We start from the raw sequence: 14679 nt of genomic DNA on the forward strand, positions 1-14679 counted from the left end.
GCGTACATCGGGGCTTCTGACACTGTTCTGTCATGCAGCAGCAAGCGACGCCGGTCCGTACGGCCAGGCTCGGCAAGGGAGTCGGGCCCGTGCCCGGGGCGGTCGGCGGCGTGGTGCTGCTGCTCCCCGGGGGCGACGAGACGTCCACCCGCAGACCGTCCCCGCTCACGGCGGCGGCGGTGCGGCCGCTCGCACGCGGGCTCGCGCGCGCCGGACGCGGGGAGGGCCTGGTCACGCACGTCGTGCGCTACCGCTACCGCGGCTGGAACGGGGCGCAGGCCGAGGCGGCACAGGACGCCGAGTGGGCCGCGGACGAGGTGGTGCGCCGCTACGGCGACGTGCCGGTCTGCCTCGTCGGGGTCGACCTCGGCGGCCGGGCGGCGCTGCGCTCCGGCGGCCATCCGGCCGTCAACTCCGTGCTGGCGCTCGCCCCTTGCCTGCCGGAGGACGATGTCGCCCTGCCCCCCGAACCGGTGAGACAGCTCGCCGGGCGGCAGGTGCTGATCGTGCACGGCACCGACGACCGGCGCACCGACCCGGAGTTGTCGTTCCGGCTCGCCGGGCGGGCGAAGAAGGCCAACCGCGACGTGTGCCGCTTCGAGGTGCACTCCGACGGGCACCGGCTCGCGCAGCACCGCGCCGAAGTCACCGCGCTCGCCGTCGACTTCGTGCGGGGCACCCTCTTCGGGCACCCGTTCGCCCGGCCGCTCCAGGACGCGTTCGCGGCGCCGCCGCCGCTGGGGCTGCGGATGCCGCTGGCGTCGGGGTTCGGTCAGACGCTCGGCCGGTAGTCCGCCCGGCTTCCGCTCGCCGCGAGCAGGGCGCCGAGGACGCGCGGCGCGTGCCTGTGCCCGGCGAGGACGCGTACCTCCTGATCGCCGTCGGCGCACTCGATGACCACGGTGTACTCGCCCCGGCCCCCGAGGGTCACCGGCGGGTCCCCGGCGACGGGCGCCCGCACGCCCCGCACCGTCAGGGTCGCCGGGAGCGGGGCGAGGGCCACGTGCCCGGTCGGGTCGGGGGTGGCCGTCAACGGGCCGTCCCCCACCACCAGGTAGCCGTAGCCGGGCCGGCTGTAGGGCACGTCCCCGTGGACCACGGCGATCAGCACGCGCCGCCCGTCGGGCGGGACCGGCACCAGCCGCGCCACGCCCCGGCGGACGCGGCGCGTGGACCACCAGCCCAGCAGCACGGACAGCGGGACGGCCACGACGACGGCCCCGGCCGCGAACCGCAGTCCCTGCGCGACGTCGTCGACGGCGAACAGCATCACGGGCAGCACGGTGCTCGCCACGAGAGCGGCCGCGACGAGGCCGACCACGGGTCCCCAGGGCGCGGTCCCCCCGTCGGGGACGGGCCTGCGCCGCATCCACCAGCGCAACTGGAGCAGTCCCAGCCCGAGCGCCAGCGTCGCCACGGCGAACGCCGCGGGCAGCCGCCCGTCGTGCACGGGCGAGAGCACGGCCCGCTGGGTCCCGGAGTCCGCCCGCACCGCCCGGATCTCGTCCTTCCAGTACGTGACGGAGACATGACCGCCGACCCGTACGCGGTGGTAGAGCTCGTCGTCGGGGAGATGTACCCGGTGCTCGGGGCCCGCACGGCCGGTGAACCCGCCGGTCTCCCGTACGGACAGGTAGTACTCGGTGCTCTTGCCGCGGTGATCGGCGTCCTTGCCCACGACGGTCGCCGGGAGCACGGCCCGGCAGTCGTCGGCGCGGGTGCCGGCCGGACAGAGCGGCGCCGCCGCGTACGCGCGGTTGCCCGCCTCGGCCGGTGGCACCAGGGCGAACAGCACCAGGCCGATCAGGGCGAGGGCCGCCCCGGCCCGGCCGAGCCGCCGCAGGCGCCGCTCGTCCCTCCCGACCCTCCCCACTCCCTCGCCGACCCCGCTCTCCGTGTCCCCCACGTGCGTCGCCCCCTCCCCCGGTCCCACCCTGGCCTCCCAGTATCGGTCAGCGGCTCACCCGGCGGACGTCTGTTCCGGCAGCAGCCGTCCGCGCCGCGACAGCAGGAACGCCTTGAACGCGGCCACCGGCGGCGTGTCCGGATGGCCCTCCAGCCAGGCCACGCCGATCTCGCGGACCGCGCGCTGCCCCGTGACGGCCAGCTCGACGACGCCCGGGCGGGGGACGGCCGGTGGCGGCAGCAGGGCCACGCCGAGCCCGGCCGCCACGAGGCCGCGCAGCGTCTCCGCCTCCTCCCCCTCGAAGGCGATCCGGGGCGTGAACCCGGCCTCCGCGCACAGGTCGTCGGTGATCCGGCGCAGCCCGTAGCCGGGTTCGAGCGTCACGAAGGACTCGTCGGCGGTCTCCGCGAGCCGGATCCGCTTGCGCCCGGCGAGGCGGTGGTCCTCCGGCACGACCAGGCGCAGCCGCTGCTCGTCGAGGCGGCGGGCGACCAGGCCAGGGGCGTCCGGCACCGGCGAGGTGAGACAGAGGTCGAGTTCACCCGCGCGCAGCCGCTCCAGCATCGCCTCGCCGTAGTTCTGGACGAGGCTGAAGCGGACGCGGGGGTAGGTGGCGCGGAAGGCGCGCAGCAGCCCCGGCACCGTCTCCGTCCCCATGGTGTGCAGGAAGCCGAAGGCGACCTTGCCGGACTCGGGGTCGGCGTCGGCGCGCACGGACTCGGCGGCCTTCTCGACCTCGCCGAGCGCGCGCTCGACCGAGGCGAGGAAGGTGCGGCCGGCGGGGGTGAGGGAGACGGTCCGGCCGTGGCGGGCGAACAGGTCGACGCCCAGGTCCTGTTCGAGCCGGACCATGGCGCGCGACAGCGTCGACTGCGGGACCTGCATCTCGTGCGCGGCGCGGGTCACGTGCTCGGTGCGGGCGACCCCGGCGAAGTAGGCGAGCCGCGGGGCCAGCAGCCGGACGATCTCGTCACCCGGCCGGTCATGGAGAGCGTCGGGGCGGGACGACGGCGGCCGTGCGCTCTGCTGATGCTGCATGGGAACGATTATGGGGCGTTCATGCATTGGACGCATGAATCCTGGAGGCCTACGTTCGGGGCATGCCTGCTGCCAGTAGCCGGGCGGCCGCCTCCCGCGACGCGGTCGCCGCTCCCCGGTCCCCCGAAGACACCGCCGCCGCCGAGGCCGCTGACACGCGCATGAGCCCGGGCGGGCCCGGCTACCGCCGGATGAGCCTCGCCCTCTTCCTCGCCGGTGTCGCCACCTTCGCGCTGCTCTACTCGACGCAGGCGCTGCTCCCGCTCGTCTCGGCCGGCTTCGGCGCGAGCGCCAGCGCGGCGAGCTGGACGGTGTCCGGGGCGACCGGCGCGCTGGCGCTGTGCGTGCTGCCGCTGAGCGCCCTGTCCGAGCGGTTCGGGCGGCGCACCCTGATGACGGCGTCCCTGACGGTGGCCGTCGCCGTCGGTCTGCTGGTCCCCTTCGCGCCGAACCTCGGCGTACTGATCGGCCTGCGCGTGCTCCAGGGCGCCGCGCTGGCCGGCCTGCCCGCCTCCGCGATGGCCTACCTCGCCGAGGAGGTACGGCCGAAGGCGCTGGTCACGGCGATCGGTCTGTTCGTCGCGGGGAACTCCATCGGCGGCATGAGCGGCCGGGTCATCGGCGGCTGGATCGCGCAGGAGTGGGGCTGGCGGGCGGCCGTCGGCACCATCGGCGTGATCGCCGTGGTCTGCGCCGCCGCGTTCCGGCTGCTGCTGCCGGCACCGCGCCACTTCACGCCGGGCTCGCTGCGGCCGCGCGCCCTGGCCAGGACGGTGGGCAGCCACCTCGCCAACCCGCTGCTGCGCCGCCTGTACGTGATCGGCGCACTGTTCATGCTGGTGTTCGGCGCGGTGTACACGGTGATCGGCTACCGGCTCACCGCCGCCCCGTTCTCGCTGCCGCAGGGCATCGTCGGCTCGATCTTCCTGGTGTACCTGGTCGGCACGGTCTCGTCGGCGGCGGCCGGCAAGCTGGTCGCGCGGCTCGGCCGGCGCGGCACGCTCTACCTGGCCGCGGGCACCACGACGGCGGGCCTGCTGCTCGCCCTCGTGCCGCACCTCCTCGTCATCCTCCTCGGCCTCGTCCTGATCACGGCGGGCTTCTTCGCCGGGCACGCGACGGCGTCGTCGTCCGTCAGCCACACGGCGACGCACGGCCGGGCGCAGGCCTCCGCGCTCTACCAGTCCGCGTACTACATCGGCTCCAGCGTCGGCTCGGCCGTCGGCGCCGTCGCCTTCCACGCCGGCGGCTGGGCGGGCACCGTGGGGCTGGGCGTCGCGGCCGTCCTCGGTGTCGTCGCGATCACCCTGTGGGGCACGTACGCGGCCCGGACGCGGCGGCGGAGCGCGGGCGCGGCGGAGGCGGTCGCCGCGCACTGAACCGCCCCGGCCGGGCGTCCCGGCGCTCGTCGACGTCTCGATACGGCCCCTGTGACCTGCGCCTTTCGCCGGTCCGGGGGCCGTTGTCAGTGGGCTGCGGTAGCTTGCGGAGTGCTGGGACTCACAGCGGCGATGGGGGCGTTGGACGATGAGTGACACCGCGACGAAGGCCGGTCTCGACGACCTGGAGAAGCACCGGGTCGAGCTGACCGGGTACTGCTACCGGATGCTGGGTTCGGCGTTCGAGGCCGAGGACGCCGTGCAGGACACGATGGTGCGGGCCTGGCGCAGCTTCGACAAGTTCGAGGGCCGCTCCTCGCTGCGCTCCTGGCTGTACCGCATCGCGACGAACGTGTGCCTGGACTCGCTGAACGCGGGGAACAGGCGGGCCCGCCCGATGGACCTGACCGCGTCGGCCCCGCTCGCGCAGGCCGCGCTGACGCCGCGCCCGGACAATGTGTGGCTGGAGCCGATGCCCGACGCCCGTGTCCTGCCGACGGTCCACGACCCGGCGGAGGCGGCGGTGGCGCGCGAGTCGGTGCGCCTGGCGTTCGTCGCGGCCCTCCAGCAGCTGCCCGCCAAGCAGCGGGCGGTGCTGATCCTGCGCGAGGTCCTCGCCTGGAAGGCGAGCGAGGTCGCCGAGCTGCTCGACACCTCGGTCGCCTCGGTCAACAGCGCCTTGCAGCGGGCCCGGGCGACCCTCGCGGACGCGCCGCCCGCCGACTCGGCGACGGCCGACCCGCTCGACGAGGAGCAGCAGAAGCTCCTGGAGCGCTATGTGGCGGCGTTCGAGGGGTACGACATGAAGGCGCTGACCGAGCTGCTCGCCGAGGACGCCATCATGACGATGCCGCCGTTCGACCTGTGGCTGCGTGGCACCGACGACATCACGGGCTTCATGACGACGATCGGGCACGACTGCGCGGGCTCGCGCCTGCTGCCGGTCTCGGCGAACGGGACACCGGCGTTCGCCCACTACAAGCCGGACCCGGACAGCGGTGGATTCGTGCCGTGGGCGATCCAGGTACTGGAGATCTCAGCGGGCCGGATCGCCGGTTTCCACTGCTTCCTGGACCTCTCCAAGCGGTGGTTCCCGCTCTTCGGGGTCCCGGAGCGGCTGCCCGCCTGAGCAGCCGAGCGGTTCGGCGAGCCCGGTGAGCGCGAGCAGCCGGGCCAGCTCCGGGGAGGGATCGCGCAGCCGCAGCCGCCCCCCGGCCCGGCGGGCGGCGAGCCCCATGCGGGCGAGCGCGTCGACGGTGACGAGGTCGGTGCTGGTCACCCCGGAGACGTCGCAGACCACGGTCGCATCGCCGTCCGGGGCGCGCTGTCGGGCGGCGCGGACGCGGTCGCAGAGCTGAGGTGTGTCGCCGGGGCGGATCGGCCCGGCGACCACCACGAGCGCGGGGTAGGAGGAGGCAGCCACCTAGAGGGGACCGCGCGCCGCGCCAGAACTCATCGGCGGCCGGTGCCGGGTACCGGCGTGGGCTGGGTCACGTTGCAGTGGATCACCGTTGACCCCTGGTCGCCGCACGCCCGAGGGTGGGCGGGTGCAAGGGGTTCTCAACGGGTTCGCTGTCATCGCCCTCGTCATCGGGGTCGGCTATCTCATCGGGCGGCGCGGCCACCTGGGCGAGGGCGGCCGGGAGGTCCTCACCAAGCTGGCCTTCCACGTGGCCACCCCGGCCCTCCTCTTCACGATGCTGTCCAAGGCGGACCTGTCGCTGATCCTCTCGCCGAGCCTGCTGGTCACGGCCCTGTCCACGGCGGCCATGGCGGGGATCTTCATCGCGGCGGGGGCCGTGCGCGGCTGGGGCGTCGGCCGCACCACGGTGGGCGCGCTCTGCTCGTCGTACGTGAACGCGGGGAATCTGGGCATCCCGATCGCGGTGTACGTCCTCGGGGACGCCTCGCTCGTGGCGCCGGTGCTGCTCTTCCAGCAGATCGTGGTGACGCCGGTGGCCCTGACGGTGCTGGATCTGGCGCAGGCGGACACGACTCGGCAGACGTGGGCGCAGCGGCTGCTGACCCCCTTCCGCAACCCGATCGCGATCGGCGCGCTCTCCGGCGTCCTGGTCTCCGCGACGGGCCGCACGGTCCCCTCCCCCGTCCTCGACCCGCTGGAACTGATCGGGAACATGTCGGTCCCGGCGATCCTCATCGCGTTCGGCATCTCGCTGTGCGGGAGTTCCTGGCCGGGCGGGCGGGGCGCGGAGCGGGTCCCGGTGCTGCTGTCGAGCGCGCTGAAGGCGGTGGGGCAGCCGGTGGCGGCGTGGGCGCTGGCCTCGCTCGTCTTCGGCCTGCGCGGGGAGCGGCTCCTGGACGTCGTGGTGACGTCGGCGCTCCCGGCGGCCCAGAACCTCTTCACGTACGCGAGCCGGTACCGGGTGGGCGAGCGCCTGGCGCGGGAGTCGATCCTGCTGTCGACGGTCGCATCGGTGCCGGTGCTTGTGGTGGTGGCGGCATTGTTGGGGTGACCTCAGTCGTTGAGGGGCAGCACCTTCGTGTCGAGGGTGATGTCGAAGGGGGCCGGGAGGGCCAGCACTTCGCCGTACTCCACCGAGTCGAGGACACGGTAGGTTCCATGGGCGGGATCGCCGTAGAGGGTCGCCGTGGGCCTGCCCGAGAGCCACGGGTCGAGCAGCAGGTACAGCGGAACGCCCGCCTTCGCGTAACCGTGGGCCTTCTTGACCCTGTCGTGGTTGGCGTTGCCCTTTGAGGTGATCTCGACGACGAGCTCGGCCTCGGCGGCCTGGACCCGTCGGCGTTCACGCAGCGCAGCTCGCGGGACGATGCAGAGGTCGGGGATGTAGAGACCCGCGGCGTCGGCGACGACCAGGCCCAGAGTCTGATAGATCCCGTACTTCTCCGGAACGACCCCGTAGAGAAGGCGCTGAACCAGCTCAGCAGCATCGTTGTGCTCTTCGGAAGGCGGCGGTGCCAAGGTGACGATCCCCTCGATGATCTCCACCCTGCAGCCCTCGGGAGCGTCCGTCTCCTCCCAGATACGGACGATCTCGTCCCAGCCGGACCCCTTGGCGGGCTCTGGCTCGACGGCGAGTGCGCTCATGGCGGTGCTCCAATCGGTCGTCACCGATACCAGCATGCCGAACGGGACCGGTGCAGGTCCACCGATCCCGTTCACCCGTACGAGGAACCCCCAGGTCAGGCCGGGTCAGCCGATGCGTTCCAGCACGATCGGGCCCGCCGAGAACGCCGTCCCCGCGGGCGCGATGTCGTACGCGCCCTCCACCGACTCCAGCGCGTACGCGAACCGCTCGGGCGTGTCCGTGTGCAGGGTCAGCAGGGGCTGTCCCGCGGTGACCGTGTCGCCGGGCTTGGCGTGGAGTTCGACGCCGGCCGCCGCCTGGACCGGGTCCTCCTTGCGGGAGCGGCCCGCGCCGAGGCGCCACGCGGCGAGGCCGACGCCCATCGCGTCGAGGCGGGTGAGGACGCCCGAGGAGGGCGCCGTGACGACGTGGGTCTCGCGGGCCGTGGGCAGCGCCGCGTCCGGGTCGCCGCCCTGCGCCGCGATCATCCGCCGCCAGGCGTCCATCGCCGAGCCGTCGGCGAGGGCCTTGGCCGGGTCGGCGTCCTTGAGGCCCGCCGCGTCGAGCATCTCGCGGGCGAGCGCGAGGGTGAGTTCGACGACGTCGGCCGGACCGCCGCCCGCCAGCACCTCGACGGACTCGCGGACTTCGAGGGCGTTGCCCGCGGTCAGGCCGAGCGGGGTGCTCATGTCGGTCAGCAGGGCGACGGTCGGCAGCCCGTGGTCGGCGCCGAGGCCGACCATCGTGCGGGCCAGCTCGCGGGCCTGCGCCGGCTCCTTCATGAACGCGCCGGTGCCCACCTTCACGTCCAGGACCAGCGAGCCCGTCCCTTCCGCGATCTTCTTCGACATGATCGAGGAGGCGATGAGCGGGATGCACTCGACGGTGGCGGTGACGTCGCGCAGCGCGTAGAGCTTCTTGTCGGCGGGGGCCAGGCCGCTGCCCGGCGCACAGATGACGGCGCCGACGTCCTCCAGGGTGCGCATCATCTCCTCGTTGGAGATGTCCGCGCGCCAGCCGGGGACCGACTCCAGCTTGTCGAGGGTGCCGCCGGTGTGGCCGAGGCCCCGGCCCGAGAGCTGCGGCACGGCCGCGCCGCACGCGGCGACCAGCGGCGCGAGCGGCAGGGTGATCTTGTCGCCGACGCCACCGGTGGAGTGCTTGTCGGCGGCGGGGCGCGGCAGGACCGAGAAGTCCATCCGCTCGCCCGAGTCGATCATCGCCGCCGTCCAGCGGGCGATCTCCGCGCGGTCCATGCCGTTCAGGAAGATCGCCATGGCCAGGGCCGACATCTGCTCGTCGGCGACCTCGCCGCGGGTGTAGGCGTCGACGACCCAGTCGATCTGCGCGTCGCTGAGCCGCCCGCGGTCCCGCTTCGTACGGACGACGGAGATGACGTCCATGGCACTTCCTCCCGGTGGCGGACCCACAAAAGTACGAGAGGCCGACTCTACGCGCATAGAAACAGCCGATGAAGACGGCCCCGCCAACTCGGCGGGGCCATCCGGTGGTTAGAGGTGTTCCAGGTGCTCGGGGCCGAAGGCGTCCGGGAGCAGCTCCGCCAGCGGGCGGATGCCCGAGGCGGTCTCCAGGAGCAGCTCGGGGCCGCCGAACTCGTACAGCAGCTGGCGGCAGCGGCCGCACGGCATCAGGATCTCGCCCTTGCCGTCGACGCAGGTGAAGTGCGTCAGCCGGCCGCCGCCGGTGGCCTGGAGCTGGGAGACGAGGCCGCACTCGGCGCACAGGCCGAGGCCGTACGAGGCGTTCTCGACGTTGCAGCCGGCGACCGTGCGGCCGTCGTCGACGAGGGCGGCGGCGCCGACCGGGTAGCCCGAGTACGGCGCGTACGCCCGGGACATGACGTCGCGGGCCGCCTCCCTGAGCTTCTCCCAGTCGGTCACGTGCCCTGGCCCTTCCGGTAGGGCTGGCCGTCCGCCTTCGGCATCCGCAGCCGCTGGGCCGAGAAGGACAACACCAGCAGCGTGACGACGTACGGCGTGGCGGTGACGAGCTGGGTCGGCACGTCGTCGGTGGTGGCGTACCACGCTGCCATGCCGGCGGCGGCGACGGCGCAGACCACACCGGCGACGTACTTCTTCTTGACCAGCATCCAGACCGCGCCGATCACCAGGAGCAGCGCGACCAGCAGGAGCAGCGCGTGCACGTTCTCCGTGCCGCCGCGCAGCTTGAGGCTGTCGGTGTAACCGAACAGGCCCGCGCCCAGGGCGAGTCCGCCCGGCATCCAGTTGCCGAAGATCATCGCGGCGAGGCCGATGTATCCCTTGCCGGCCGTCTGGCCCTCCAGGTAGAAGGGGTTGGCGACGATGGACAGGAAGGCGCCGCCGAGTCCGGCGAGGCCGCCGGAGATGATGACGGCCAGGTACTTGTACTTGATCACGTTCACGCCGAGCGACTCGGCCGCGACCGGGTTCTCGCCGCAGGAGCGGAGCCGCAGGCCGAACGCCGTGCGCCACAGCGCCCACCAGGTGAACGGGATCAGCGCGACCGCGACGATCGTCAGCGGCGACAGGCCGGTGACCAGGCCGCCGAGGAGCCCGGCGAGGTCGGAGACGAAGAACCAGTGCTTCTCGTTCAGCGTCGTCAGCCAGTCCGACAGGCCCGGGACCGTGATCGTGCCGAGCGACTCGACCGGCGGGGACTGCTTGGTCGTGCCGCCCTCGACGCCCTCGAACGTGAAGTTGGAGAGGTAGCGGGTGGCGCCGAGCGCGAGGATGTTGATGGCCACACCGGAGACGATGTGGTTGACGTTGAAGGTGACCGTGACGGCCGCGTGCAGCAGGCCGCCGAGCGCGCCGCCGATGATGCCGGCGAGCACGCCGACCCAGGGGCCCCACTGGTAGCCGGCCCAGGCGCCGAACCAGGTGCCGAGGATCAGCATGCCTTCGAGGCCGATGTTGACCACGCCCGCACGCTCGGCCCACAGGCCGCCGAGGCCCGCGAGGCCGATGGGCACGGCGAGCTGGAGGGCCGTCGCCATCTGGCTGACGTTCGTGATGCCGTCCGCGTCGGTGATCAGCCGGACGATCGAAGTGAGGGCGAGGACGCCCGCGACGACGATCATCAGGACGGGCAGGGACAGCTTGCGGCGGCCGCCCGGGGCGGGCGGCGACGCGGGCTTCTTGTCGAGGACCGTAGCCGTGCTCATCAGGCAGCGACCTCCTTCTTGAGTTCGCTGGTGTTCTCTCCCGCGGCCGCGGCGAGTTCGATGCCGACCCGGCGCTGCTGGCGGCGCTGGCCCCAGACCCGTACGGCCTCGTAGGAGACGACGACGGCGATGGTGATGATGCCCTGCATGATCACCGCGATCTCCTTGTCGTAGCCGCGCAGGTCGAGTTCCTGCGAGGCCTTCTCCAGCCAGGAGATGAGGAGCGCGGCGAAGGCGATGCCGACCGGCGAGTTGCGGCCCAGCAGGGCGATGGTGATGCCCTGGAAGCCGATCGTGGTCGGGAAGGTGAGCGAGTACGTGTGCGTGTCGCCGAGGAGCAGCGGCAGACCGGCGAGGCCGGCGAGCGCGCCCGAGACGAGCATCGCGGTGAGCACCATGCGCTTGGCGTCGACGCCCGAGGCGGCGGCGGCCGACTCCGAGGCGCCGGTGGCGCGCAGGTCGAAGCCGAAGCGGGTGCGGTTGAGGACGAACCAGTACGCGACGCCGAGCAGCGCGGCGATGACGACGAAGCCGTAGATCTCGCCGACGCCCTCGCCCATGCTGATGCCGGGGAACCAGCCGGACTCGTGCATGATGCCGGTCGTCTTGTTGTTGCCGACCTGCACGCCGAAGACGTCGGGCAGGTACAGGTAGCCGATCACGCTGGAGGCGATCGAGTTCAGCATGATCGTGGCGACGACCTCGCTGACGCCGCGCGTCACCTTCAGGATGCCCGCGATCCCGGCCCACATGGCGCCGGTCAGCATGGCGACGACGATCAGCAGCGGGATCTGCGCGAAGCCCGGCAGCGCCACCTTCGCGCCGACGATCGCGGCGACGACGGCGGCGAGCCGGTACTGGCCGTCCACCCCGATGTTGAAGAGGTTCATGCGGAAGCCGATGGCGACCGCGAGCGCGGCGAGGTAGTACATGCCGGCCTGGTTGATGATCAGGACCTGCACGTCCGAGAACGTCGCCTGCTCGAACATGATGCTGTACGGCTCGATCGGGGACTTGCCGGAGGCGAGCAGCACCACCGAGGTCAGCACGACGGCGGTCAGCAGGGCGATGACCGGCCCCGAGACGCCGAGGAGCAGCCGCTCCTTGTCGAACTTGTTCTTCATGGCCATCAGGACTCGTCCTTCGACTGCCGCGCCGCTGCCGCATCCGCTGCCGCTGCTGCTTCTTCTACGTGTTCCAGGTGGCCGGAGGCCGCGCCCGTCATCGCCGAACCCAGCTCCTCCGGGGTGATGGTGGCCGGGTCGGCGTCGGCGACGAACCGCCCGCGGTAGATCACACGGAGGGTGTCGGAGAGGCCGATCAGCTCGTCCAGGTCGGCGGAGATCAGCAGCACCGCGAGCCCCTCGCGGCGGGCCTCGCGGATCTGGTCCCAGATCTGCGCCTGCGCGCCGACGTCCACGCCGCGCGTCGGGTGCGCGGCGATCAGGAAGCGGGGCTGGTGGCTCATCTCGCGGCCGACGATCAGCTTCTGCTGGTTGCCGCCGGACAGGGAGGCCGCGGTGACGTCGATGCCGGGGGTGCGGACGTCGTACTCCTCGACGATGCGGCGGGTGTCCGCCTGCGCCGCCTTGAGGTCGAGCAGGACGCCGCGCGCGTTCGGCTTCTCGGTGACGTGGCCGAGGATGCGGTTCTCCCACAGCGGGGAGTCCAGGAGCAGGCCGTGCCGGTGGCGGTCCTCGGGGATGTAGCCGATGCCCTGCTCGCGGCGCTTGCGGGTGGCCCAGGAGGTGATCTCCTCGCCCGCCAGCTCGATGGTGCCGGAGTCGGCGCCCGCGAGGCCGATGAGCGCGTCGATCAGCTCGGTCTGGCCGTTGCCCTCGACGCCCGCGAGGCCCAGGACCTCGCCGGCGTGGATGGTGAAGGAGATGTCGTCCAGCAGGGGCCGGCCGCCCTCGGCGTCGAGCCGCAGGTTCGTGACGGTGAGCACCGGCCGGTCGGTGACGGTCGACTCGGCGGTCTCGGGCGTGGGCAGTTCGGAGCCGACCATCAGCTCGGCGAGCTGGCGCGGCGTCGTCTCGGCGGGGACGGCGGTGCCGACCGTGGTGCCGCGCCGGATGACGGTGATCTCGTCGGCCACGGAGAGGACCTCGCCGAGCTTGTGCGAGATGAAGATGACCGACAGGCCCTCGGCCTTGAGCTCGCGCAGGTTGTCGAAGAGCGCGTCGACCTCCTGCGGGACGAGCACGGCGGTCGGCTCGTCGAGGATCAGGGTGGTGGCGCCGCGGTAGAGGACCTTGAGGATCTCCACGCGCTGGCGGTCGGCGACGCCGAGGTCCTCGACGAGGACGTCGGGGCGCACGTTCAGGTGGTACCGCTCGGATATCTCCAGGATCTTGCGGCGGGCCCGGGCGCCGATCCCGTACAGCTTCTCGCTGCCCAGCGCCACGTTCTCCAGGACCGTGAGGTTGTCGGCGAGCATGAAGTGCTGGTGGACCATGCCGATGCCGCGCGCGATGGCGTCGGCGGGCGAGGAGTACGAGACGCTCTCGCCGTCGATCGCGATGGTGCCCTCGTCCGGCTTCTGCATGCCGTAGAGGATCTTCATCAGCGTGGACTTGCCCGCGCCGTTCTCGCCGACGAGGGCGTGCACGGTGCCCTTGCGGACGGTGAGGTGGATGTCGTGGTTGGCGACGACGCCGGGGAAGCGTTTGGTGATGCCGGTCAGTTCGACGGCCGGCGGGCTGCTGGACGCGTTGATGGCGCACTCTCCTGGGAGACGGGGGCCTTCTACACGCGTAGAGCCCCTTCGGCAGTACGAAGTGGACGCGAGCCGGTCAATTCGGGCGAACCGCATGTGGTGCGGCCCGCCCGACGCGGAGACTGGCCCCGCCGCGAACGGGGTGCGGCGGCGTCCCGTACCCAGGACTCCCCGCACCCCGCTCCCCACTCATGTCCCGGAGCACACAGGCTCGTTACGGCTTGCTCTTGACCTTGATCTTGCCGCTGGTGATGCCGGTCTCGGCAGCCTTCAGCGCCTTCTGCATCGCATCGTTACCGGAGAACTCCGGGTTCGAGTCGGCGAGGCCGACCTCGCCCGACTTCAGGTCGCCGGTGATGACGCCGGTCTCGGGCTTGCCATCCTGAACCGACTTGGCCAGGTTGTACACGGCCGACGCCACGTTCTTCGTGGCCGAGGTGAGGATGGAGTCCTTGAACTTCGCCAGCGGCTTCTGGCTGTACTGGTCGGAGTCGACACCGATCGCCCAGACCTTCTTCGCGGCGGCGGCCTCGATCACGCCCTGACCGGAGAGGCCGGCCGCGTGGTAGACCACGTCCGCGCCCTTCTCGATCTGCGCCTCGGCGGCCGTCTTGCCCTTGTCCGGGCTGGAGAAGCCGCCCTCCTCGGCGGTCTCGCTCAGGTACTGCGTGACGACCTTGATCTTGGGGTTGGTCGCCTTCGCGCCCTGCACGTAGCCGGCCTCGAACTTGTGGATGAGCGGCACGTCCACGCCGCCCACGAAGCCCACGGTGTTCGTCTTGGTCGCCTTGGCGGCCGCGACACCCGCCAGGTACGAGGCCTCCTGCTCGCTGAAGACGAGGTCCGCGACGTTCTTCGCCTGCACCTGCGCGTCGTCCACCACACCGAAGGTGGTCTTCGGGTACTTCGCGGCGGCGGCCTTCACGGCGGGGGCGTAGGCGAAGCCGATGCCGACGACCGGGTTGTAGCCCGACTTGGCCAGCGACACGAGCCGCGCGGTCTTGTCCGCGTCCGTCTCGCCGTCGGTGGGCTCCTGGTCCTCGCCCTTGTAGCCGAACTCGTCCTCGGCCTTCTTCATGCCCTCGTACGCGGCGTCGTTGAACGACTGGTCGCCCCGGCCGCCGACGTCGTACGCGATGGCGATGCCCTTGGACTTGCCGCCGTTCTCCTTGCTTGCGGCGTCGCTGGAGGTGCCGCCACAGGCGGACAGGGAAGCGGCGAGAGCAACGGTCGCAGTGCCTGCGAGCGCTATTCGGGAAACCCGGCGCATGGGATGAGCTCCTTGTGTACAAGCACCGACGACGGTCCGGACGGCGCTGGCTTCGCCGCAGATTAACGCGCGTAGAACACGCATTGAACCCCCTCCGGCAGACCGTTATCCGTCCGTACTGAAAGCGACCGGAAGCGATCTTGTACGGACATAC

General features: G+C 72.1%; 14 protein-coding genes. 4 read left to right on the top strand and 10 right to left on the bottom strand.

Annotated features, from left to right (window positions below; all coding sequences use genetic code 11):
* Nucleotides 1–32: 32 nt before the first annotated feature.
* Nucleotides 33–791, top strand: a complete 759-nt coding sequence (locus ACIBW6_RS12155; protein WP_399059146.1) for an alpha/beta hydrolase — start codon at nt 33–35, stop codon at nt 789–791.
* Here the strand turns inward: ACIBW6_RS12155 and ACIBW6_RS12160 are convergent.
* Both ACIBW6_RS12160 and ACIBW6_RS12165 read right to left on the bottom strand, forming a co-directional pair.
* A complete protein-coding gene (locus tag ACIBW6_RS12160; protein ID WP_399059147.1) occupies nt 773–1906 on the bottom strand; it encodes a hypothetical protein in 1134 nt (377 codons plus the stop codon). The two genes, ACIBW6_RS12155 and ACIBW6_RS12160, sit on opposite strands and share 19 nt — an antisense overlap.
* Nucleotides 1907–1960: 54 nt before the next feature.
* Complete coding sequence (locus ACIBW6_RS12165; protein ID WP_399059148.1) at nt 1961–2944, bottom strand: LysR family transcriptional regulator; 984 nt, start codon at nt 2942–2944, stop codon at nt 1961–1963.
* 62 nt (nt 2945–3006) lie between these two features.
* On the opposite strand from ACIBW6_RS12165, the gene ACIBW6_RS12170 reads away from it, so the two are divergent.
* Nucleotides 3007–4323, top strand: coding sequence for an MFS transporter (locus tag ACIBW6_RS12170; protein ID WP_399059149.1), 1317 nt, complete (start codon nt 3007–3009; stop codon nt 4321–4323).
* A gap of 148 nt (nt 4324–4471) precedes the next feature.
* Complete coding sequence (locus tag ACIBW6_RS12175; RefSeq protein WP_399059150.1) at nt 4472–5452, top strand: sigma-70 family RNA polymerase sigma factor; 981 nt, start codon at nt 4472–4474, stop codon at nt 5450–5452.
* Here the strand turns inward: ACIBW6_RS12175 and ACIBW6_RS12180 are convergent.
* Nucleotides 5360–5746: an STAS domain-containing protein gene (locus ACIBW6_RS12180; protein WP_399059151.1), complete on the bottom strand. Its 387-nt coding sequence runs from the start codon at nt 5744–5746 to the stop codon at nt 5360–5362. The two genes, ACIBW6_RS12175 and ACIBW6_RS12180, sit on opposite strands and share 93 nt — an antisense overlap.
* 124 nt (nt 5747–5870) lie before the next feature.
* On the opposite strand from ACIBW6_RS12180, the gene ACIBW6_RS12185 reads away from it, so the two are divergent.
* The gene (locus ACIBW6_RS12185; RefSeq protein ID WP_399059152.1) at nt 5871–6797 is read left to right on the top strand and encodes an AEC family transporter; all 927 of its coding nucleotides are present in this window, start codon (nt 5871–5873) and stop codon (nt 6795–6797) included.
* Between the two features lie 2 nt (nt 6798–6799).
* On the opposite strand, the gene ACIBW6_RS12190 is transcribed toward ACIBW6_RS12185, so the two are convergent.
* From ACIBW6_RS12190 to ACIBW6_RS12220, 7 genes are all read right to left on the bottom strand, one after another.
* Nucleotides 6800–7390, bottom strand: coding sequence for a Uma2 family endonuclease (locus tag ACIBW6_RS12190; RefSeq protein ID WP_399059153.1), 591 nt, complete (start codon nt 7388–7390; stop codon nt 6800–6802).
* 105 nt (nt 7391–7495) lie between these two features.
* Nucleotides 7496–8773, bottom strand: coding sequence for a thymidine phosphorylase (locus tag ACIBW6_RS12195; protein WP_399059154.1), 1278 nt, complete (start codon nt 8771–8773; stop codon nt 7496–7498).
* A gap of 108 nt (nt 8774–8881) precedes the next feature.
* Nucleotides 8882–9271 (bottom strand): cytidine deaminase, encoded by a 390-nt coding sequence (locus ACIBW6_RS12200; protein WP_399059155.1) that lies wholly within the window; start codon nt 9269–9271, stop codon nt 8882–8884.
* A complete protein-coding gene (locus tag ACIBW6_RS12205) occupies nt 9268–10536 on the bottom strand; it encodes an ABC transporter permease (protein ID WP_399059156.1) in 1269 nt (422 codons plus the stop codon). Before ACIBW6_RS12205 ends, ACIBW6_RS12200 begins: the two co-directional genes overlap by 4 nt.
* Complete coding sequence (locus tag ACIBW6_RS12210) at nt 10536–11660, bottom strand: ABC transporter permease (protein WP_399059294.1); 1125 nt, start codon at nt 11658–11660, stop codon at nt 10536–10538. The genes ACIBW6_RS12205 and ACIBW6_RS12210 overlap by 1 nt, the downstream gene beginning before the upstream one ends.
* A gap of 5 nt (nt 11661–11665) precedes the next feature.
* The gene (locus tag ACIBW6_RS12215; RefSeq protein ID WP_399059157.1) at nt 11666–13351 is read right to left on the bottom strand and encodes an ABC transporter ATP-binding protein; all 1686 of its coding nucleotides are present in this window, start codon (nt 13349–13351) and stop codon (nt 11666–11668) included.
* A 118-nt stretch (nt 13352–13469) separates the two neighbouring features.
* Nucleotides 13470–14525, bottom strand: a complete 1056-nt coding sequence (locus tag ACIBW6_RS12220) for a BMP family protein (RefSeq protein ID WP_399059158.1) — start codon at nt 14523–14525, stop codon at nt 13470–13472.
* Nucleotides 14526–14679: the final 154 nt, after the last annotated feature.

It is taken from the genome of Streptomyces sp. NPDC049813 (assembly GCF_044465085.1).
Classification (GTDB): domain Bacteria; phylum Actinomycetota; class Actinomycetes; order Streptomycetales; family Streptomycetaceae; genus Streptomyces.

Coding starts and splice junctions, on each gene's coding strand:
- ACIBW6_RS12215 (WP_399059157.1), bottom strand. CDS start 13,351: ATGCGGTTCGCCCGAATTGACCGGCTCGCGTCCACTTCGTACTGCCGA.
- ACIBW6_RS12210 (WP_399059294.1), bottom strand. CDS start 11,660: ATGAAGAACAAGTTCGACAAGGAGCGGCTGCTCCTCGGCGTCTCGGGG.
- ACIBW6_RS12165 (WP_399059148.1), bottom strand. CDS start 2,944: ATGCAGCATCAGCAGAGCGCACGGCCGCCGTCGTCCCGCCCCGACGCT.
- ACIBW6_RS12170 (WP_399059149.1), top strand. CDS start 3,007: ATGCCTGCTGCCAGTAGCCGGGCGGCCGCCTCCCGCGACGCGGTCGCC.
- ACIBW6_RS12175 (WP_399059150.1), top strand. CDS start 4,472: ATGAGTGACACCGCGACGAAGGCCGGTCTCGACGACCTGGAGAAGCAC.
- ACIBW6_RS12220 (WP_399059158.1), bottom strand. CDS start 14,525: ATGCGCCGGGTTTCCCGAATAGCGCTCGCAGGCACTGCGACCGTTGCT.
- ACIBW6_RS12195 (WP_399059154.1), bottom strand. CDS start 8,773: ATGGACGTCATCTCCGTCGTCCGTACGAAGCGGGACCGCGGGCGGCTC.
- ACIBW6_RS12190 (WP_399059153.1), bottom strand. CDS start 7,390: ATGAGCGCACTCGCCGTCGAGCCAGAGCCCGCCAAGGGGTCCGGCTGG.
- ACIBW6_RS12205 (WP_399059156.1), bottom strand. CDS start 10,536: ATGAGCACGGCTACGGTCCTCGACAAGAAGCCCGCGTCGCCGCCCGCC.
- ACIBW6_RS12155 (WP_399059146.1), top strand. CDS start 33: ATGCAGCAGCAAGCGACGCCGGTCCGTACGGCCAGGCTCGGCAAGGGA.